Annotated in this window: 17 protein-coding genes and 1 tRNA gene; 15 read left to right on the top strand and 3 right to left on the bottom strand. The window is 58.2% G+C overall.

Annotated features, from left to right (window positions below):
- The first annotated feature begins 185 nt into the window (after positions 1–185).
- Positions 186–1,043, top strand: coding sequence for a hypothetical protein (locus B3Q33_RS03265; RefSeq protein WP_035249077.1), 858 nt, complete (start codon positions 186–188; stop codon positions 1,041–1,043).
- Between the two features lie 8 nt (positions 1,044–1,051).
- Positions 1,052–2,980, top strand: coding sequence for an ATP-binding protein (locus B3Q33_RS03260; RefSeq protein WP_272962705.1), 1,929 nt, complete (start codon positions 1,052–1,054; stop codon positions 2,978–2,980).
- Here B3Q33_RS03260 and xseA read toward each other — a convergent pair.
- Entirely contained in the window at positions 2,925–4,283 is a 1,359-nt protein-coding gene (xseA, locus tag B3Q33_RS03255; RefSeq protein ID WP_035249072.1) for an exodeoxyribonuclease VII large subunit, read from the bottom strand. The genes B3Q33_RS03260 and xseA overlap by 56 nt on opposite strands.
- Before the next feature lie 165 nt (positions 4,284–4,448).
- On the opposite strand from xseA, the gene guaB reads away from it, so the two are divergent.
- Positions 4,449–5,918, top strand: coding sequence for an IMP dehydrogenase (gene guaB, locus B3Q33_RS03250; RefSeq protein WP_035249070.1), 1,470 nt, complete (start codon positions 4,449–4,451; stop codon positions 5,916–5,918).
- A gap of 96 nt (positions 5,919–6,014) precedes the next feature.
- Positions 6,015–7,586 carry a glutamine-hydrolyzing GMP synthase gene (gene guaA, locus B3Q33_RS03245; protein WP_272974446.1) on the top strand — a complete coding sequence of 524 codons (1,572 nt, stop codon included), beginning with the start codon at positions 6,015–6,017 and terminating at the stop codon, positions 7,584–7,586.
- 78 nt (positions 7,587–7,664) lie between these two features.
- On the opposite strand, the gene B3Q33_RS03240 is transcribed toward guaA, so the two are convergent.
- The gene (locus B3Q33_RS03240; RefSeq protein WP_272974447.1) at positions 7,665–8,867 is read right to left on the bottom strand and encodes a helix-turn-helix transcriptional regulator; all 1,203 of its coding nucleotides are present in this window, start codon (positions 8,865–8,867) and stop codon (positions 7,665–7,667) included.
- A 445-nt stretch (positions 8,868–9,312) separates the two neighbouring features.
- Between B3Q33_RS03240 and infC the strand changes: the two genes are divergently transcribed.
- The 8 genes from infC (at position 9,313) to B3Q33_RS03200 (ending at position 15,377) form a co-directional block, all read left to right on the top strand.
- Positions 9,313–9,858 carry a translation initiation factor IF-3 gene (infC, locus tag B3Q33_RS03235; RefSeq protein ID WP_035249272.1) on the top strand — a complete coding sequence of 182 codons (546 nt, stop codon included), beginning with the start codon at positions 9,313–9,315 and terminating at the stop codon, positions 9,856–9,858.
- Positions 9,859–9,896: 38 nt separating this feature from the next.
- Entirely contained in the window at positions 9,897–10,091 is a 195-nt protein-coding gene (rpmI, locus tag B3Q33_RS03230; protein ID WP_035249063.1) for a 50S ribosomal protein L35, read from the top strand.
- A 27-nt stretch (positions 10,092–10,118) separates the two neighbouring features.
- Positions 10,119–10,478, top strand: a complete 360-nt coding sequence (gene rplT / locus B3Q33_RS03225) for a 50S ribosomal protein L20 (protein WP_035249061.1) — start codon at positions 10,119–10,121, stop codon at positions 10,476–10,478.
- 266 nt (positions 10,479–10,744) lie between these two features.
- Complete coding sequence (gene pheS / locus B3Q33_RS03220) at positions 10,745–11,764, top strand: phenylalanine--tRNA ligase subunit alpha (RefSeq protein ID WP_272974448.1); 1,020 nt, start codon at positions 10,745–10,747, stop codon at positions 11,762–11,764.
- Positions 11,765–11,863: 99 nt separating this feature from the next.
- Complete coding sequence (gene pheT / locus B3Q33_RS03215) at positions 11,864–14,254, top strand: phenylalanine--tRNA ligase subunit beta (RefSeq protein WP_272974449.1); 2,391 nt, start codon at positions 11,864–11,866, stop codon at positions 14,252–14,254.
- Positions 14,255–14,279: 25 nt separating this feature from the next.
- On the top strand, positions 14,280–14,582 hold the full coding sequence (gene ihfA, locus B3Q33_RS03210; protein WP_035249053.1) for an integration host factor subunit alpha: 303 nt from the start codon (positions 14,280–14,282) through the stop codon (positions 14,580–14,582).
- A complete protein-coding gene (locus B3Q33_RS03205; RefSeq protein ID WP_272974450.1) occupies positions 14,563–14,922 on the top strand; it encodes a MerR family transcriptional regulator in 360 nt (119 codons plus the stop codon). Before ihfA ends, B3Q33_RS03205 begins: the two co-directional genes overlap by 20 nt.
- 378 nt (positions 14,923–15,300) lie before the next feature.
- Positions 15,301–15,377, top strand: a tRNA-Pro gene (locus B3Q33_RS03200).
- 346 nt (positions 15,378–15,723) lie between these two features.
- Here B3Q33_RS03200 and B3Q33_RS03195 read toward each other — a convergent pair.
- Positions 15,724–16,422: a hypothetical protein gene (locus tag B3Q33_RS03195; RefSeq protein WP_035249049.1), complete on the bottom strand. Its 699-nt coding sequence runs from the start codon at positions 16,420–16,422 to the stop codon at positions 15,724–15,726.
- 113 nt (positions 16,423–16,535) lie between these two features.
- Between B3Q33_RS03195 and B3Q33_RS03190 the strand changes: the two genes are divergently transcribed.
- From B3Q33_RS03190 to B3Q33_RS16590, 3 genes are all read left to right on the top strand, one after another.
- On the top strand, positions 16,536–17,960 hold the full coding sequence (locus tag B3Q33_RS03190; protein WP_272974451.1) for a winged helix-turn-helix transcriptional regulator: 1,425 nt from the start codon (positions 16,536–16,538) through the stop codon (positions 17,958–17,960).
- A 376-nt stretch (positions 17,961–18,336) separates the two neighbouring features.
- Positions 18,337–19,047: an inovirus Gp2 family protein gene (locus B3Q33_RS16595; protein ID WP_082844632.1), complete on the top strand. Its 711-nt coding sequence runs from the start codon at positions 18,337–18,339 to the stop codon at positions 19,045–19,047.
- A 49-nt stretch (positions 19,048–19,096) separates the two neighbouring features.
- A complete protein-coding gene (locus B3Q33_RS16590) occupies positions 19,097–19,354 on the top strand; it encodes an AlpA family phage regulatory protein (RefSeq protein ID WP_414631547.1) in 258 nt (85 codons plus the stop codon).
- The last annotated feature ends 77 nt before the right edge of the window (positions 19,355–19,431 follow it).

Raw genomic sequence — 19,431 nt, 5'->3', positions numbered from 1 at the left:
AAATGAACGACGAGCAACAACGAGTGGCGCATTTTGGGGTACAACCCGAGGGGCTGGGCCCTTTTTCCGCTCAGCAGCGCCAGACGATATTTATGTAGAGCAACTACACGGCATATCGTCTGACACCACTGGACAAAAAAATGACTCCAGCAGGGGCCACAGACATAGCGCGAACAGGCCCTGATATGAAACGGCAGGGACGCCTCATCCTTTTGTTGTGGCTGGCCTGGCTGGCGCCGTCCCTGTGCGCCCAGACCCCGCTGCCGGTGCATGTGCTTGCCGAGGATGGGCCCTTCCGCGACAGTTTTATTCAGGCGCTGGACGACGCCGCCACGCCATCGATTACCCGGGTGGCCGATCCCACACAGGCAGAGTTGCTGATCGCCATCGGTGATCAGGTGTTCCGGCGTGCTCAGAAACTGGACAAGCCATTACTGGGTGTCTATGTGAGCCGGTCAGCGGTCACCCTGGCCAAGCGCAAACGATGCCAGTGTGAGGGCATCTGGGCCGGCGTGGCATTGCACGATCAGCTGGCCATGCTGGAGATCATGATGCCCCTGGCGCGCCGCGTGGGGGTGATTATCGGCCCGCACAGTGCCTGGACACCGGGCATGGTGCAGGATTATCAGGGTCGCCTGGGGCTGACCGCACTGCCGGTCTCGTCGGTGGATGAGATGGGAGATCGCCTGCGCGAAAGTCTGGCCAGGTTTGATGCCCTGGTGTTACCGGTGGATGGCGAGTTGTTTGGTCCCGGTACCGCCAAGCTGGTGTTGCTGACCAGCTACCGGCTGCGTCGCCCGGTGTTCGGTCCCGATCATGCCTATGTGCAGGCGGGGAGCGTGGCCAGCCTGTATGCCAGCGGTGCGGATCTGGTCGCCGAGACGCTGGTGCATCTGCAATTTTTCCAAAGCAGCAAGCGGTTGCGGCGTTCCGGCTTTGTGCATACCCCCACCGTTGCTGTGAATGAGCACGTGGCCAACAGCTTCGACATGGTGTTTCACGACATCGACTCCCTTCGTGAAGCCCTGGAGGTTTCTCCATGAGAGAGGGCATGAAAGAAACCATGAAAAAAGGGGCGGGCATCCGCAAGCAGCTGCAGCTTCTCGGGCTGATTCCGGCCCTGATCATGCTGTTGCTGCTGTTGGTGGCGCTGACCTGGCAGCGCTTCGAGGATGCCGATCGGGATTTGCGTGAACTGGGCAGCTACCTGGCCCAGCAGATTGCCTCCTCGTCGGAGTATGGGGTGCTGGCAGGTAACTATGATGATCTGCGCCGCCAGGCACGCCTGGCCATGCAGCAGGCAGACCTGCAATACGTGGTCTTCCACGACGGTGAAGGCAAGGTGTTGCTCTACGAGGGGCGTGGTCAACGTCAGGACCATGCCGACGTGCTGGAATTCCACTCCGGCATTTATCGCCAGCCGGTATCCGATAGCGATTTGTTGGAAGGGGCAGAGAGCGACAGCCAGCCCGAGCGAATCGGCGAAGTGGTGCTGGGCATGTCCAGTGCCCGGCTACTGGCGCGGCAGAAGGAGATCCTGCTGGCAAGCCTGTTGCCGGCCCTGTTCGCTACCATCATCGGCCTTTGGATCGCCCATTACCTGGCCCGCCAGATTGCTTCCCCGCTGGGCTATCTGTCCGGCCTGTTGCGCACCCTGCGCAATGGCGATTATCGGGTCCGCGGCCGCAGTCACCTGCGCGGCGAGTTGGCAGAACTGCAGGACGATATCAACGAGCTTGCCAGCAGCCTGGAAGGGGCGCATCGCGAGCAGCAGACTGCCATCGACAAACTCCGTCATGCACATCGTCAGGCACAGTCTGCCAGCCAGGCCAAGAGTGACTTTCTGGCCATGATGAGTCACGAGCTGCGCACGCCGATGAACGGGGTGCTGGGCATGTTGCAACTGCTGGAAGAAACCCCGCAGAGCGAAGAGCAGCACGAATACACCCTTGCCGCGCTGGAATCCACCGGGCACCTGCTGGATGTGATCAACGATATTCTCGATTTTTCCCGCATCGAAGCCGGACGCATGGATCTGGACCCGGTGTTTTTCGAGCTGCTGCCGCTGCTGGAAAACTGTGTGGCCACCTTCCGCTACATGGCGGAAAGCAAGGGCCTGTATCTGCGCCTGGAAAACGCCGGGGAGCTGGCTGGTAAAATGGTGCGCAGCGACCCCACCCGGTTGCGTCAGGTGCTCAATAACCTGATTTCCAATGCGGTGAAATTCACCCAGGAAGGGGGCGTGGTTCTGGGGATCACCACCGCCCAGGTTCGCGATGACTGGCTGGACCTGGCCCTGGCGGTGCGCGACACCGGTATTGGTATTCCCCAGCATCGCCAGAGTGATTTGTTCAAAGCCTTTTCGCAGGTCGACTCGTCCACCTCACGTCGCTTTGGCGGCACCGGTCTGGGGCTGGCCATCGCCCGCCGTCTCAGTGAAATGCTCGGTGGCACCCTGACAGTGAGCAGCGACGAGGGCGGCGGCAGTACCTTTACCCTGTCCTTGCGCTTGCTCTATCGCACTCAGGCGCCGGCGCCGCTGGCGGTGCCCGCCGACGAGGAAGACCGTGTCGGCGGCCTGCTTTTCGGGCTGGTACTGCTGGTGGAAGATAACGATGTGAATCTGCTGGTGGCGCGGCGGCTGCTGGAGCACATGGGGGTCACCGTGGTGACCGCCAGCAACGGGCGCGAAGCCTTGGAAAAAGTGCGTCAGCGGGATTTCGACTGCATTCTCATGGATGTGCAGATGCCGGTGATGGATGGCCTGGAAGCCACCCGCGAGTTACGGCAATGGGAGAGAGAGCGGGGGCGGGCGCCAATCCCGGTGGTGGCGCTCACCGCCAATGCCATGGACGAAGAGCGCGACCGCTGCATGGTGGCGGGCATGAATGCCCACCTGGCCAAGCCCTTCCGCCGTCAGCAGCTTACTCGGGTGCTGAGCCCTTATCTGACCCCTGAACACGCTCAACACGGGCGCTGACTTCGCCGTCTGCCAGGCGGGTGGTCAGGGTATCGCCGGCCTGCAACTGGCTGACGGAGCGCACCGCTTCGTCCCCCTTGAAGGTAATGCTGTAGCCACGACCCAGGGTCTCCAGGGGGCTGGCGGTGTGCAGCCGTTTGCCCAGATTGCCCAGTTGCACCTGCTGCTGCTGGATCAGCCGCAGCAAGGGCTGCGGCAGGCGTTTTTCCAGCGTCTGCAGCCGTTGCTGGCGGTCCGCCAAAAGGCGTTCCGGCGATAGCCGGGCCAGCCGTTGCTGGTTGGGGCGCAGGCGGCTTTGCGCTAGCGCCAGCCGTTGTTGCATATGGCGCTGCAGACGGCCCTGCAATTCATCCAGCCGTTGGCTGCTTTGTTCCAGGGACTGGCGCGGCGAGCGCAAGCGCTGGCTGAGATGGCGCAGACGTTCCTGTGGCGTCCGCAACTGCTGGGCCATCACCCAGCGCAGGCGACGATGCAGGCCGCCCAGCCGTTGCGTGACCACCGACAGGTCCGGGCTCACCAGCTCGGCTGCCGCGGACGGAGTCGGCGCTCGCAGGTCGGCGGCAAAATCGGTAAGGCCGGTATCCACTTCGTGACCCACGGCCGAGACAATGGGAATCGGGCAGGCGGCCACGGCGCGGGTCAGGGCTTCATCGTTGAACGCCCAGAGATCCTCCAGGGAGCCGCCGCCACGGCCGATGATCAGCACGTCGCATTCGTCCCGAGCAATCGCCACATCCAGCGCCTGACGCAGTTGTGCCGGTGCATCGGCGCCCTGTACCGCCGCCGGGTAGATCACCACCGGAATGGACGGGCAGCGGCGTTTGAGGACCTGCAGAATATCGCGGATGGCGGCGCCGCTGGGGGAGGTGATGACTCCGATCTGGGTAGGCCAGGCGGGCAGGGCGCGCTTGCGTTCCTGAGCGAACAGGCCTTCCGCCTGCAGCTGGGCCTTGAGGGCGTCGAATTGTGCCTTCAGCGCCCCCTGACCGGCCGGCTCCATGTGTTCCACGACAATCTGGAAGTTGCCACGAGGGACATAGAGAGTGACTTTGGCGCGGATCAGCACCTGCTGCCCATTCTGGGGATTAAAGTCGAGCAGCCGGTTGCGATTTCGAAACATGGCCCCATTAATCTGGGCACGCGAGTCTTTCAGGCTGAAGTACCAATGGCCGGAGGCCGGGCGGGAAAAGTTGGATAGTTCGCCCTGCAGCCAGATCAGCGGGAAGGAACCTTCCAGCAGGCCCTGGGCTTCCAGGTTCAGTTGACTGATGGACAGCGGTTCAGCGCGGGATGAAAATGTCATCGCGGGAGGGTAGCGAGTTTTTTTGCCGTGGGCCAGCGGTGATTGTGTGACCGACCGCCCTTGACGTATAATCGCCCGCCTAATTTAACGGGGTGCCTGTCTCGAGGTGCCGCCGCTCCACCCGGCGGACCTGCCAGGGGCCCCCCTCACTCCCTACGGTGCAATATGCTCAGAATTGCGCAAGAGGCACTAACGTTTGACGACGTTTTGCTTGTTCCCGCCCATTCCAATGTGCTGCCCAAGGACGTGTCCCTGAAATCGAAACTGACTCGGGACATTGCTCTGAATATTCCGTTGGCGTCCGCAGCCATGGATACGGTTACCGAGCACCGCCTGGCCATCACCATGGCGCAGGAAGGGGGCATCGGTATCCTCCATAAAAGCATGGATACAGCCGACCAGGCGCGTAACGTGCGCATGGTAAAGAAATACGAATCCGGCGTGGTGAAAGATCCCATCACCGTGAGCCCGGAAACCACCGTGGCCGAGCTGCTGCGCATTACCGAAGCCAATAACATTTCCGGTGTGCCGGTGGTGAAAGGCAATGAGGTTGTCGGCATTGTCACCAGCCGTGATACCCGCTTCATCACCAACTACGACCAGTGCGTGCAGGACATCATGACCGGCAAGGACCGGCTGGTGACCGTGCAGGAAGGCGCTGGCGCGGATGAAGTTCAGGCCCTGCTGCACAAGCATCGCATCGAAAAAGTCGTGGTAGTCAACGATAAAGGCGAACTGCGCGGCATGATCACCGTGAAAGACATCGAGAAAGCCGCCAAATATCCCAACGCCTGCAAGGACTCTCAGGGTCGTCTGCGAGTAGGCGCCGCCGTCGGCACCGGTGCCGGTACCGACGAGCGCGTGGCCGCACTGGTGGAAGCCGGTGTTGACGTGATCGTGGTGGATACCGCCCACGGCCATTCCCAGGGCGTTATCGACCGGGTGGCCTGGGTGAAGAAACACTTCCCCGAGGTGCAGGTGATCGGCGGCAACATTGCCACCGCTGCTGCTGCGAGGGATCTGGTTGCCGCCGGCGCCGATGCGGTAAAAGTCGGTATCGGTCCGGGCTCCATCTGTACCACCCGCATCGTGGCCGGTATCGGCGTGCCGCAGATCACGGCCATCTCCGATGTGGCGGAAGCCCTGAAAGGCACCGGCGTACCGCTGATTGCCGATGGTGGCATCCGCTTCTCCGGTGACATCGCCAAGGCCGTGGCCGCTGGAGCCAGCGCCATCATGATCGGTTCCCTGCTGGCCGGCACCGAAGAAGCGCCCGGCGACGTGGAGCTGTTCCAGGGTAGCTACTACAAGGCCTACCGGGGCATGGGCTCCATGGGCGCCATGTCCGGCTCTACCGGTTCCTCCGACCGCTACTTCCAGGATGCCGCCGCCGGCATCGAGAAGCTGGTGCCGGAAGGTATCGAAGGCCGGGTTCCCTACAAGGGCCCCATGAGCGCCATCGTTCACCAGCTGATGGGCGGCCTGCGCGCCTCCATGGGCTACACCGGCTGTGCCACCATCGAAGAGATGCGCACCAAGCCGGAATTCGTGAAAGTCACCAACGCGGGCATGAAAGAATCCCATGTGCATGATGTGACAATCACCAAGGAAGCGCCGAACTACCCGGTAGGCTGAAGCCCGCCATCGAGTGTCAGCGTTAACGATTCAGGGCCGGCGTAGCCGGCCCTTGTATTTACAGCCTGCCAGCCAGGCGCCAGCGGAAAGCGAGCCATGCAAGATATCCATGCCCAGCGCATCCTGATTCTGGACTTCGGTTCCCAATACACCCAGCTGATCGCCCGCCGGGTGCGGGAAATCGGCGTGTACTGTGAAATCCGTGCCTTCGACATGACCGCCGAGGAAATCCGCGAGTTTGCGCCCAAGGGCATCATTCTTTCCGGTGGCCCGGAGTCTGTCACCGCCGCCGAAACGCCCCGTGCCCCCGATGCGGTATTCGAGGCCGGCATTCCGGTGCTGGGTATTTGCTACGGCATGCAGACCATGGCCGAGCAGCTGGGCGGCAAGGTGATTGCCGGTGAAAAGCACGAATTCGGCTACGCCCGGGTCGCCAAGGCGGAAAAGAACGGCCTGCTGGACGGCATCGTCGATCACGAAGAGCAGGGCAAGGAATACCTGGACGTGTGGATGAGCCATGGTGATCGTGTCGGCGAGATGCCGGCCGGTTTCGTGGCGACCGCCACCACCGGCAGCTGCCCCATCGCCGGCATGGCCAACGATGAAAAACGCTTCTATGGCATCCAGTTCCACCCGGAAGTGACCCACACCCTGCAGGGCGGTCGTCTGCTGGAGCGCTTCGTGCGCGAGCTGTGTGACTGCGAAGCCCTGTGGACGCCGAGTAACATCATCAACGATGCCATCGACACCATCCGCGAGCAGGTCGGCACCGACGAGGTGATCCTGGGCCTGTCCGGCGGGGTGGATTCCTCCGTGGTGGCAGCGCTGCTGCACAAGGCCATCGGCGACCAGCTCACCTGCGTGTTTGTCGACAACGGCCTGCTGCGTCACCAGGAAGGTGACCAGGTCATGGAAATGTTCGCCGACAACATGGGCGTGAAAGTGATCCGCGTGGACGCGGAAGACAACTTCCTCGGCAAACTGGCCGGCGAAGCGGATCCCGAGCTGAAGCGCAAGATCATCGGCAACACCTTTATCGATATCTTCGACGACCAGGCCAGCAAGCTGAAAAACGCCAACTGGCTGGCCCAGGGCACCATCTACCCGGACGTGATCGAATCCGCCGCCAGCAAGACCGGCAAGGCCCACGTGATCAAGAGCCACCACAACGTGGGTGGGCTGCCGGAAGACATGAAGCTCAAGCTGGTCGAGCCCCTGCGCGAACTGTTCAAGGACGAAGTGCGCAAGATCGGCCTGGAGCTGGGTCTGCCCTACGACATGGTCTACCGTCACCCCTTCCCGGGGCCGGGGCTGGGCGTGCGCATCCTCGGTGAAGTGAAGAAGGAATATGCCGACACCCTGCGTCTGGCGGACCATATCTTTATCGAAGAGCTGCGTGCTGCCGGTCTGTACCACAAGACCAGCCAGGCCTTCGCCGTGTTCCTGCCGGTCAAGTCAGTGGGCGTGGTGGGTGACGCCCGCCGCTACGAGTACGTGGTGGCTCTGCGTGCCGTGGAAACCATCGACTTCATGACCGCCCGCTGGGCGCACCTGCCCTACGAGTTCCTGGAGCTGGTCTCCAGCCGGATCATCAACGAGATCCCCGGCATCAGCCGGGTGACCTACGACATCTCGTCCAAGCCCCCGGCGACGATTGAGTGGGAATGAGCGAAGCACAATGAAAAAAGGCGGCCATAAGGCCGCCTTTTTTATGGCGCTCCAGGACTGTCGCCGGCGCCGGGAAGCTCAAGAGCAAATCCGCATCAGGTGTGTAATCAGGTCCACCTGTCTGCTGAAGCTGTTCTTCTGCAGCAGTGATTTGATGTTGGTGCGAATGGTGCTAATGGCCAAATCCAGTTGCTCGGCAGCTTCGGCGGTGTTGGCCCCCTTGAGCAGGCACAGGCAAACGCGGGCCTCGGCCTCGGTGGCGCTGATGACCTTGCGGATTTCGGCAATGCTTGGGGTGCGGCTGACATTGGGGTCGAAGATTTCCACCAGCACATTGCTGTTGTTGCTTTCTCGGTTGTGTACCGGGGTGATGGAGATCCGCAGGGGCAGGGCGCTGGTTTGCAGGTAAAGGGTGTCGCTGTCGTCCAGGGCGCCGGTCTTGCCGGTAATGAACAACATCAGCTGGGTGTAGAAATCCTTGCCAAACTGTTGATCCCTGAACACGATTTCCCGGCTGTCCTGATTAATGGTGAATACCTTGTAGCGTCTGCCAATCTCAACAAAGGCTGGGCTGGCACTCACCAAGAGCGAAACCGGCGAAAACACGGCAACAGGTTGTTTCAATACGGCGATGCTGCTTTGCAGGTCCTTGAAACTCTGCTCTGAGCGGTGCAGTCGCTCATACAAATCGAGGGCAATTTCGGCGTGTTTCTTCAGCCGCGAGAGCATGGCCATTTCCGGCTTGCTGAACACGCGGCTGTCTTTGTGCCGGTTGAATACCAGCACCACGTGCTGCTGGTACTTGTTGGTGAACGCGATGGTGGCACTGTCGATAATGCCAGCGGCGCGTATCCAGGTGCGGGAAAAGGTGGACATATCCGCCAGAAAGTTACTCTCCGGGTCACCATCGGCGTAGCTGAACAGGGCGTTGGGGCCCGTTTCCAGTGCCCTGGCGATGGCCTTGTCCTTGAACACCAGGCCGGTCTTGAGCATCAGGGGGACGATGCCGGGCGGATAGCCCACGGCCCAGCCATACAGCCCTTTCAGTTGCGGTTCTTTCTGTATCACGGCCAGGCAACAGCTGACCAGGCCAAAGGTGTCGCGGATGTTGCGCAGAAAGAGGTCGAAGCCGTCCTTGTGTTCAACACAGCTGTAAAGACTGGTGACCAGACTATCCAGAATATCTGCCTGGGTGTCGTCCGTTTCGAGCTGATCGGCACTGGATTGACCGTTTTCTGCCCGCGCCAGATGGGTAAGTTCGCTTCGATCGGCTGCTGACATTCCTGTGTACCTTCCCCCGGGCAGAGCTTGTTGCCCCTGAAATTGTTAACAGGTTCAAATATATCGAATAGGAGGAGGGCGATCCAATGCCCCCTGGAGCGGGTGGGGTGGTACGAGTGGCCCATTTTGGAACGTGTGGCGCGGGAAGGAACGTCCAGCCGGAATGCCGCACCACAGGGCATTCGGCAGGATTCACTGCTTGAAAAGTGTCCAGATTTGCTTAAAATACGCTCCCTTGCCGGAATTCAGGCCCTGTTTGCGCAGTTGTCTGGAGTGGGGGTAGTCCCTCAACCGGCCAGAATTCATTCCGTTTCAGTCAGTTGCGCACGCCGGCCACTGGGGTCGGGGTTGTTGTGCCTGTTGTGGTGGCATACAATGCGCGCCTATTTACTGAGGCGGTGAGGCATCCTGCCTCGTTTTCGATAACAGATTGGAGGTTCACGACATTAAGCGTGGAGGCAAAGGCCGCGAGCAGCGCGCCAATATAAATCAGCAAATCCAGGCAACCGATGTTCGGTTGATTGATGTAGACGGTGAGCAGGTCGGTATTGTGACCCTGCAGGAAGCGCTGGAGAAAGCCACCGGAAAGCAGATGGATTTGGTGGAAATCTCCCCTGGTGCGGAACCGCCGGTTTGTCGAATCATGGATTACGGCAAGCATCTGTTCGAAGCCAAACAGAAGGCCAAGGAAGGGCGCAAGAAACAGCGTCAGACCCAGGTCAAGGAAATCAAATTCCGTCCCGGCACCGACATTGGTGACTATGAGGTGAAACTGCGTAACCTCATTCGTTTCCTCGAGGCCGGCGACAAAGCGAAAATCACCGTCCGTTTCCGCGGTCGGGAGATGGCTCACCAGGAACTGGGCCGGGATCTTCTCGCACGTATCGAGAAGGACCTGGAAGAGTACGGTTCTGTTGAGCAACGTCCGAACATGGAAGGGCGCCAGATGATCATGGTGCTCAGCCCGGGCAAAAAGAAGAAACAGCCGTAACCGGTTGTTGAACTAACTAACCAACTTGAGAAGGTACCATGCCTAAAATCAAGACAAATCGTGGGGCTGCCAAGCGTTTCAAAAAAACCGCCTCCGGTTTCAAGCGCAAGCAGGCATTCAAAAACCACATCCTGACCAAGAAGTCTGCCAAGACTATTCGTCAGCTGCGTCCGAAAACCGAGGTACATGATTCTGATGTAGCTCTGGTTAAACGCATGATGCCCTACGCATAACTGATACGGTTTTTGGAGATCTGAAAAATGGCACGAGTAAAGCGTGGTGTGCAGGCCCGTCGTCGGCACAAGAAAATTCTCAAGCAGGCTAAAGGCTACTACGGTGCCCGCAGCCGTGTATTCCGTGTAGCGGTTCAGGCCGTTACCAAAGCCGGTCAGTACGCCTACCGCGACCGTAAGGTTCGTAAGCGTCAGTTCCGTCGTCTGTGGATTGTTCGTATCAACGCCGCTGCGCGTCTGAACGGCCTGTCCTACAGCCGTCTGATCGATGGTCTGAAGAAAGCGTCCATCGAAGTAGACCGTAAAGTACTGGCGGACATCGCTGTCCGCGATCAGGCAACCTTTAGCGCTTTGGCCGAAAAAGCCAAAGCGAGTCTCACCGCCTGATTACTGTTTCGTCCTAGACAAAACAGCATACTCAACGGGGGAAGAGCTCGCGCTCTTCCCCCGTTTTTGTTTGAAAAAAGACCAGTTGAAAGTTGAAAGTATAAAGTTGAAACGCGGTTGGGTTTTAATGCCAATCGAGTGGCTCTTTCCCCGCGGTGTATGGGTGAGGCGCGGCTTTAGTGGTGTCGGGTGGCATCTGTCTGGAATCGCGCTTTGCAACTTTGAACTTTCAACTTTCTCCTGATTTAAAGACTGCGGAGTCTTAAATGGAAAATCTCAACGCCCTGGTGGACGCTGCCCTGGCAGATGTCGAACAGGCTGGCGATATCCGGGCCCTGGACGATGTGCGGGTGAAATACCTGGGTAAGAAAGGCGAGATCAGCGCCCTGATGAAGGGCCTTGGCAAGTTGAGCGCGGAAGAGCGCCCCCAGGCCGGTGCGGTGATCAACGAAGGCAAACAGAAAGTGCAGGATGCCATCGCCACCCGCAAGCATGCCATGGAAGAAGCGGCCCTGGCCGAGCAGCTAGCCAGCGAAACCGTCGACGTGACCCTGCCGGGCCGGGGCGAGTTGCCTGGCAACCTGCACCCGGTCACCCGCATGCGTCGCCGCATTGAGGATTTCTTTCTCCGCCTGGGTTTCGATATTTCCGAAGGCCCGGAAGTGGAAGACGACTTCCATAACTTCGAAGCCCTGAATATTCCCTCCCATCACCCGGCACGGGCCATGCACGACACCTTCTATTTCGGTGACGGCCGCCTGCTGCGCACTCATACCTCACCGGTACAGGTACGGGTGATGGAGCAGGGCAAGCCCCCGTTCCGCATCATTGCCCCGGGCCGGGTGTACCGTTGCGACTCCGACCTGACCCACACCCCCATGTTCCACCAGGTGGAAGGCCTGCTGGTGGACAAGGGCGTCACCTTTGCCGACCTGCGCGGCACCGTGGCGGAATTCCTCAAGTTCGTGTTTGAAGTGGAAGACCTGCCGGTGCGTTTCCGCCCCAGCTACTTCCCGTTCACCGAGCCCAGCGCCGAAGTGGATGTGGGCTGCGTCAGCTGTGGTGGCAAAGGCTGCCGGGTGTGTTCCCACACCGGCTGGCTGGAAGTCATGGGCTGCGGCATGGTGCACCCGTCCGTGCTGGAGCACGGTGGCGTGGATGCCAACGAATACAGTGGTTTTGCCTTCGGCATGGGCGTGGAGCGCCTCACCATGCTGCGTTATGGCGTCAACGACCTGCGGTTGTTCTTCGAAAACGACACCCGCTTCCTGTCCCAGTTCGGTTAAGGCGTTTCTGTACCGTCAGGCCGCCGTTGGAGCCTTGTTCACAAGGCGAATTCTCCCGGCGGCCAAACAGAAACTCCCATGATTTAAAGGAATTCGACAATGCGTTTTAACGAAGCCTGGTTGCGGGAATGGGTCAACCCCGCCATCGATACCGACACCCTGGTGCAGCAACTGACCATGGCCGGCCTGGAAGTGGATGCGGTGGAACCTGCCGCACCGGCCTTTACCGGCGTGGTCGTCGGCCAGGTAGAAAGCTGTGAGCCGCACCCGGATGCAGACAAACTGCGCGTCTGCCAGGTCAGCAATGGCGCCGATACCACCCAGGTGGTGTGCGGTGCAGCCAACGTGCGCCCCGGCCTGAAAATCCCCTTCGCGCAAGTAGGCGCCGTCCTGCCCGGCGATTTCCAGATCAAGCAAGCCAAGCTGCGTGGCGTGGAATCGTCCGGCATGTTGTGCGGTGCCTCCGAGCTGGGCCTGGAAGACCTCATCGATGGCTTGATGGAACTGCCGGACGACGCGCCGGTAGGCACCGATTTCCGCAAGTACCTGCAGCTGGATGACGCCGTCATCGAAGTGGATCTGACCCCCAACCGGGCAGACTGCCTGAGCCTGCGCGGCATCGCCCGCGAAGTCGGGGTGATGAACCAGAGCCTGCTGATCAATGCGGCCATCGACAGGGTGGCCCCGGCCATCGACGACACCCTCACCGTGAACCTGGCAAACAGCCAGGGCTGCCCCCGTTACCTGGGCCGCGTGATCACGGGCGTCAACGTCAACGCCGATAGCCCGTTGTGGATGATCGAACGCCTGCGCCGCGCCGGCCTGCGCACCATTGATCCCATTGTCGACGTGACCAACTACGTGCTGCTGGAGCTGGGTCAGCCGCTGCATGCCTTCGATCTGGCCAAGCTCAGCGGTGGCATCACCGTGCGCAACGCCAACGCGGAAGAAAAACTGCTCACCCTCGACGACCAGGAACTGACCCTGCGCGACGACACTCTGGTGATCGCCGACGACAGCCAGGCATTGGCCCTGGCCGGTGTCATGGGCGGCAAGCCGTCCTCCGTCACCAGCGACACCCAGGACATCTTCCTGGAATGCGCCTTCTTCGCGCCCCTGGCCATTGCCGGCAAGGCCCGCTCCTACGGCCTGCACACGGATTCCTCCCACCGCTTCGAGCGGGGCGTGGACCCGCAGCTGCAGAACGAGGCCATCGAACGCGCCACCGCCCTGATCCTGGAAATCGCCGGCGGCCAGCCAGGCCCGGTCAGCGAAGCCGTGGACGAAGCACACCTGCCGGGCCAGGCAGAAATCACCCTGCGTGCAGATCGCATCGAAGGCCTGCTGGGCATGGGCCTGCCCGCCGAACAGGTGGAAGACATCCTCAACCGTCTGGGCATGGAAGTATCCACCCAGGAAAGCGGCAAAGAATGGATGGTGCTGGCCCCCAGCTGGCGCTTCGACATGGCCATCGAAGCCGACCTGATCGAGGAACTGGCGCGTATCTACGGCTATGAAAAACTGCCCAGCCGTGTGCCTGCCGGTTCCCCCTCCGGCGAACCCGTCGCCGAGCAGACCGTCAACCAGCGCCGCCTGGGCGACGCCCTGATCGACCGCGGCTACCTGGAAGCGATCACTTACACCTTCGTGGAGCCGGGCCTGCTCAAGCAGGTGGAGCCGCGGGTGGAGCCGCTGCCGCTGCTCAACCCCATCTCCACGGACCTGGGAGTCATGCGCACCACCTTGCTGGCCGGCCTGTTCAGCACCGCCCGCCACAACCTGAACCGCCAGGCCGACCGCCTGCGCCTGTTCGAAACCGGCCTGCGCTTCGTGCCCACCGGTCAGTCTGAGGGCGAAGAGAGCCTGGAGCAGACCCCGATGATCGCCGGCCTGCTCTACGGCAGCGCCCAGCCGCAGAACTGGGAAGGTAAGCGCCCGGTGGACTTCTTCGACCTGAAAGGGGATGTGGAAGCCCTGCTGACCCTGTCCGACGCCGACGCTTTCAGCTTCGAGCCCGGCGAGCATCCGGCCCTGCACCCGGGCCAGACCGCCGCGCTCAAGCGTGACGGCGAAGTCGTCGGCTATCTGGGCCGCATCCACCCGCGCCTGGCCGCGGATCTGGACCTGCCCGCCCAGCTCTACGCTTTCGAATTGGCCCTGGCCCCGCTGCTGGACGGCGTACTGCCGCACTTTGCCGGTGTGTCAGACCAGCCCCGCATGCGTCGTGACCTGGCCTTCGTGGTCGAAGACAGCGTGCCCGCGGGTGAGCTGGTAGCCGCGGTCCGGAATGCCTGTGACGAACGTCTCACAGGGGTGCGGATTTTTGATATATATCAAGGTGATAGCATCGGGGAAAATCGCAAAAGCCTCGCTTTGGGCTTGACCTTCCAGGACCGTTCACGCACTCTTAAGGATGAAGAGGTAAACGACCTGGTGGATGCCGTAGTATCCCAGTTAAAACAACAGTTTAACGCCGCCTTAAGGGACTGATTAAGGAAGGGTTAGGGAGCTATTGATGGGAGCGCTGACCAAAGCGGACATGGCCGAGCGTTTGTTCGAAGAGCTTGGCCTGAACAAACGTGAAGCGAAAGAAATGGTGGAGATGTTCTTCGAAGAGATCCGCCATTCGCTGGAAAACAACGTGCCCGTGAAACTCTCCGGCTTCGGCAATTTTGATCTCAGGGACAAGAGTGAACGGCCAGGACGCAACCCGAAAACCGGTGAGGAAATTCCCATCACCGCCCGCCGGGTTGTCACCTTCCGTCCAGGACAAAAATTAAAACAACGGGTTGAGGACTATGCTGGAACCAAGTCATAACGACGAATTACCGGCGATTCCTGGGAAGCGTTATTTCACCATTGGTGAAGTCAGCGACCTATGTGACGTAAAACCGCACGTACTGCGCTACTGGGAGCAGGAATTCCCCCAGCTCAAGCCGGTCAAGCGCCGTGGCAACCGTCGCTATTACCAGCGCCAGGACGTGCTGATGATCCGCCAGATCCGCAGCCTGCTCTACGATCAGGGCTTCACCATCGGCGGCGCCCGCCAGCAGCTCACCGGCGGCGCCAACGCCGAACAGGCCACCCAGTACCACCAGATCATCAAGCAGATGATCGTGGAAATGGAAGAGGTCCTCGACGTCCTTAAAGCCTCATAACCTCCGTTTCCCGTAGGAGCCATGCTTGCCATGGCGAACCAAGCCCCGGCAGCCGAGCTCCCGGGGCTTTTTCATGCCCGCGAGTCGCTGTTGGAGCCATGCTTGCATGGCGAAGAGTCAGCAGCCCTCCACCGGGCCCACCAGAAAAGATCCCATTACCCAAACGAATAGCCGCCGCTCATCCCGCACTCCGACGCTAATGGACGCGGGTCGAGGCACTCCAGTCGGCACGCCCCCCTCCCGCGTTGTCCCTTGCAGCTTGAAGCTTGCGTCTTCATCGCTCAAACCCTGACCAAACAGCACTTTACCGGTTCCATCCCCCCACCAAATCCGCTATGATTGCCGCCGCTTTGGTAGCTCTGCCTGCCAAGCACATCTCGGGGCGTAGCGCAGCCTGGTAGCGCACTTGCATGGGGTGCAAGGGGTCGGAGGTTCGAATCCTCCCGTCCCGACCAAATTAAGGTCGGAAAAACAAAGAGATAGGCCAGTCATGGATGACTGGCCTTTTTGGTTTTTAGGCGTCGCTTATGCTTTTCTGTGTTTCGTCACCGTTCCGTCACCGTTTCTCAATAGCTAATCCCTGTGGCTGGCCTGTCTCCTTTACTTTACGCGCCACTGACCTTTAGTTTTCCCTGATTGGTCAGGCGGTCCGTTTACAAAGGCCTGGCGCGTATTGGATGCCCGGCAAGATGGCTGAAGCTGTGCCGGATCACTCTAGAAAAGGGGTTGAGGGTACTCCATAGCTATGAGGCTGGGTGACGCTTGTAGTTGCAGCGTTGGGTGGATCACTTGGAGGTGGTGTCAGGGCGCTGAGTAGTTAGAAGTGCGAGACGCGTCAATTCGAGCATCCTCAAGGTGTCTTGCTGCCAGCTTTTTGGCTTGAGAGTCCAGGTCGTCCCTTTTGTTCGCATCGAGTTGTATGGGGTCCTGCAATCCCTGCCTTTCTAATTCCTGCCTTACAAGGTCTTTCTCTACTAGCTTTCTTATAAGTTCTTCATATTGCTTGAGAATGCCCGCATGCCTCGTATTTTCTTTCCGCAGGCGACCTAGCTCTTTGGTTTTTCTGTCCTCTACCAGTGAATTGCGCGTTTTTCTGGCGCCTTCGAGTCTTTGTTGATGCTCATTTCTCAGTTTCTCGATATGTGTTCTATCCTGGCAAATCAGAGCTGTCAGGTGGGCGCTTTGTGACACCTTTAGATATTTGGACGTACGTTTCAAAAACAGAGCTTCTTCTACGGGTAGCACAAAACTGAAAGTCCGCTTGTTTTTGTTCTTCCGGTAGCTGTAAGCATTCCATGCTCGTTTGATGCGTGCAAAAGCATCTGCCCCCAATCCGTTATTCCAAATTCTTTCCAGTGTCATCAAGGTCGGCTCGTTCTCTTCGTGGGGAGCTTTTACTGAAAGGGCTGATGGGGGGTTGTTTCGCAAATAGTGCCTGGCCCAATCTGACTTGTCCTTGTCGGAGCCAAGCCACTCTTTCGGTGGGATTGGTTTCTTCACTTTCAATGCTCCTAATGCTTGAGATTTTCATGACAAGTAAATCATACCGTATGAATTGACGTAAATATGATCATAATTGATAATGGGCAAAAATAGATATCATTTGTGCAAATATGTACCTTGGCAATGCTCTAGTATCCAGCTTTAACTGCTTGTCGTCTGAAGAGCTGCAGGCCGCTGAGCGATATTTTTTGACTGCCTTTATCTATCAATTTGGTATAGGCGAATGGGCTCAAACGTCTCTGGACCGTTTGGCGGGGAAGTTGGGAGTTAGTGAGAGATTAGCCCGTCATTCGATAGGGGTACTGGTTGACCAAGGTCTTCTTGATGCCCGGCGCGTTGAAGGTAGGACCGGAAGGCCGTCTTACGATTATCGACTTTCAAAGCTCGTTGCCGATCGGTTGAATCTCCAGGTTGGGCCAGTGAGTGTGGGACATGAGGGGCTGGTAAAGTCACTGCTCAGTATTCCCTCACCTGGAGGGTTGGAGGTCACGAGAAAGAAAGGTCGTACTTTTGGCCCTCCCAACCCTGATGCCCTGAGTGTCGGTAGCAAGCTGGTTCTTATAGTGTTGCTGACTGAGGCGGATTCCTGCGGTGTAGTCAGAAATTGTTCGACTTTTGGCTTGGCCAAGCAGGTGGGGATGTCAGTTCAAAGAGTACGCCGGCATTTGAGGAAGCTTTGGCGCTTAGGGTACATGCGAGATGTGGTTGCTGGGATTGTGAGTGATATAGGAATCGGCAAGTGCCCGAGCATCTATTTTCTCAACCTGGCTCACCCTATTTTTGAGGCTAGCTGGTGTGGTCGGGCGTTTGTCCTTCATATACAAAAAAAAGATCAGTACCACCCGGGCCGAGAGATTCCTCAGTTGATAAGGATTCTCAGTAATGGTTGTGAGGATGATTCCTACGTTGCCATTGAATATGACCGTAGAAACTATTTGTTGCCGGTGAAGTGTGAAGATGACGTTGCTAAAAGACTCAAAGATGCTGTGCTCGATGGGCTTGAAGAATATCTGCAGGCTGTTTTAGACGATTATGTAGGTCAAATATTGACCGATAGATACTTATTCATTGGCAGTCAATTTCTACCAGAACCAAGCATCAATCTGCGCTTAGAAATGGAGGCATTGCTATGTGTAAAGGAGAGAAAGAGTAGCGATGAGGCGGCCTCTAGAGCGGCGATGTTCCTATCTGGCTGGATATGGAGGGCTGCGTGCATGAAATCTGAAGTGCTAAGCAAAAAACTAGGGGTGATGCGTTTGCTTATGCCACCAGATGGTAGGATATCGATATTGCGATCAACAGAGAATGGTAAGTTGTTGATTTTAAAGGCTGTGGTTGCGCCGCCGCCAGGCAGAAATGTTACTCCGGGGATTTACCAAGGGGCTTCAATCGATTATGTAAAATCAACTAAGGAAATCAACCGTGTAGACTTGTCTACAAAAGAGCAGTATGAAATTGGCCTGCTTGTTAAGCCAAGTGTAAAGACCAAAAAGGAGGTTGTAGACACGGAAGTTGGTATTGAGGATGAGGGGTAGTTACATACCGTGGATAGCACTGATTTAAGCTGTGAATTGATGTCAGCCTTCAAGCTCAATAGTGTTATTGGTTTGTGGGCCTTCTGGGTACGATAACCCCGTTCCAGAACTCGTAATCGATTGTTTTAACTGGATAGCGCTATTTGGGCTCCCGTCTGTGGGGTAAAGGCCCTGTTGTGGGCTTTCAGTACTTGATAACCCGCTCTGAGTGTCGGTAATAGATATATATAGTCATAAAGTCACTTAGCCAGCCCACTTGTGAAGGCTGGTAAGTGCAGTTGGTTGAGTAACAGGCAGGCTGGACCAAACCAGCCTGCTCATGAGTAAATTTCAACCAGTGCGCTGGTACCTATGAAGAAACCATAGGTGCCAGACAATGAGAAAACGACATTCAAGCAACACCAACCTCAAACTCCACTATGAATCAGTCTGGGAGGGCTTGCCGGTACTGGCAAGGCCTGACCGTCCACTCGCGGTGAATTACCTCAAATCTATCCGGTCTACTTTGGACCGGGCCTTAAATGAGCATCCACGAACCTGTGTCATCCATTTCGTTGCTAGGCTGCCGTACGGTTGGTCAGGTCCCAAAGGGGGGCAGGCAAGCGGCTTCATCAACTCTCTTCGTTCGCAGATCAGGTGCGACTCGAAGCGTAAGCGCGGCCAGGGAAAACGGGTTCATGACTGCCATGTTCGTATGATCTGGTGTCGCGAGTTCGGTGGGGAAGGGCAGCCCCATTATCATATTGCCATTATGGTCAATAGGGATGCTTACTCCGCGTTGGGGCGTATCTTAGGTCAGCAAGAGCCGGACTTCCCCTGGTGGTTGGCGGAAGAACAAGCAGTTAGCAACATGGCAGAGCGTATTCAGCGAGCTTGGGGTCGCACTCTTGGTCTGACTGGGAGTCAAGGAATCGGTTTAGTCCATTTCCCTGATAGCCCGGTCCAGCTGATTTCAAAAGGATCGTCTATGTATACCGCGCAATATCATGAGGTGTTCAGGCGCATGAGCTACTTGGCAAAGGTGGATACCAAGCTTTATGACGATGGGTTTAGGAACTTTGGCTGTAGCCAGAGAGGAGGTGAGTAAGTTTTTACGTTGCTGCGCTATCGCATGAACGAATGACGAGGAGAATTTCATGCGATTCATGAGGCTAACAGAAGTGATACGAGATACCGGTCTTGGCCGTTCTTCGATCTACAAGCTGAATCGCCACCGGTTTGCTAGACACCTTTCAGCCATACAAAATGGTGGCCGCCGTACTGATAATCTCCTCAGGATTAACGTAGCCCTGTACGTGGTACAGGCCCAGCTCGCTCGAATATCCATAGAAACTCCAAAACGGCATGAAAAAGCCCGCACAAGGCGGGCTCTGGCATGCAGTGAAAGGGGGTAAGTGCGAAATACGGGTTAATCGGTGTCGATTCGAAAGGCGTGGCCGCAATCCAGGCATTGCAGGTTGTCGAGAAAGGT

The sequence above is a fragment of the Alcanivorax sp. UBA3183 genome, assembly GCF_002364155.1.
GTDB classification, from domain to species: Bacteria; Pseudomonadota; Gammaproteobacteria; order Pseudomonadales; family Alcanivoracaceae; genus Alcanivorax; species Alcanivorax jadensis.
The sequence above is the reverse complement of the archived record's forward strand: the minus strand, read 5'-3'. Positions and strand labels throughout refer to the sequence as shown.

Bases quoted from the DNA above. Each gene is read 5' to 3' on its own strand.
- B3Q33_RS03265 (WP_035249077.1), top strand. From the start codon at position 186: ATGAAACGGCAGGGACGCCTCATCCTTTTGTTGTGGCTGGCCTGGCTG.
- B3Q33_RS03260 (WP_272962705.1), top strand. From the start codon at position 1,052: ATGAAAGAAACCATGAAAAAAGGGGCGGGCATCCGCAAGCAGCTGCAG.
- xseA (WP_035249072.1), bottom strand. From the start codon at position 4,283: ATGACATTTTCATCCCGCGCTGAACCGCTGTCCATCAGTCAACTGAAC.
- guaB (WP_035249070.1), top strand. From the start codon at position 4,449: ATGCTCAGAATTGCGCAAGAGGCACTAACGTTTGACGACGTTTTGCTT.
- guaA (WP_272974446.1), top strand. From the start codon at position 6,015: ATGCAAGATATCCATGCCCAGCGCATCCTGATTCTGGACTTCGGTTCC.
- B3Q33_RS03240 (WP_272974447.1), bottom strand. From the start codon at position 8,867: ATGTCAGCAGCCGATCGAAGCGAACTTACCCATCTGGCGCGGGCAGAA.
- rpmI (WP_035249063.1), top strand. From the start codon at position 9,897: ATGCCTAAAATCAAGACAAATCGTGGGGCTGCCAAGCGTTTCAAAAAA.
- rplT (WP_035249061.1), top strand. From the start codon at position 10,119: ATGGCACGAGTAAAGCGTGGTGTGCAGGCCCGTCGTCGGCACAAGAAA.
- pheS (WP_272974448.1), top strand. From the start codon at position 10,745: ATGGAAAATCTCAACGCCCTGGTGGACGCTGCCCTGGCAGATGTCGAA.
- pheT (WP_272974449.1), top strand. From the start codon at position 11,864: ATGCGTTTTAACGAAGCCTGGTTGCGGGAATGGGTCAACCCCGCCATC.
- ihfA (WP_035249053.1), top strand. From the start codon at position 14,280: ATGGGAGCGCTGACCAAAGCGGACATGGCCGAGCGTTTGTTCGAAGAG.
- B3Q33_RS03205 (WP_272974450.1), top strand. From the start codon at position 14,563: ATGCTGGAACCAAGTCATAACGACGAATTACCGGCGATTCCTGGGAAG.
- B3Q33_RS03190 (WP_272974451.1), top strand. From the start codon at position 16,536: ATGTACCTTGGCAATGCTCTAGTATCCAGCTTTAACTGCTTGTCGTCT.
- B3Q33_RS16595 (WP_082844632.1), top strand. From the start codon at position 18,337: ATGAGAAAACGACATTCAAGCAACACCAACCTCAAACTCCACTATGAA.
- B3Q33_RS16590 (WP_414631547.1), top strand. From the start codon at position 19,097: ATGCGATTCATGAGGCTAACAGAAGTGATACGAGATACCGGTCTTGGC.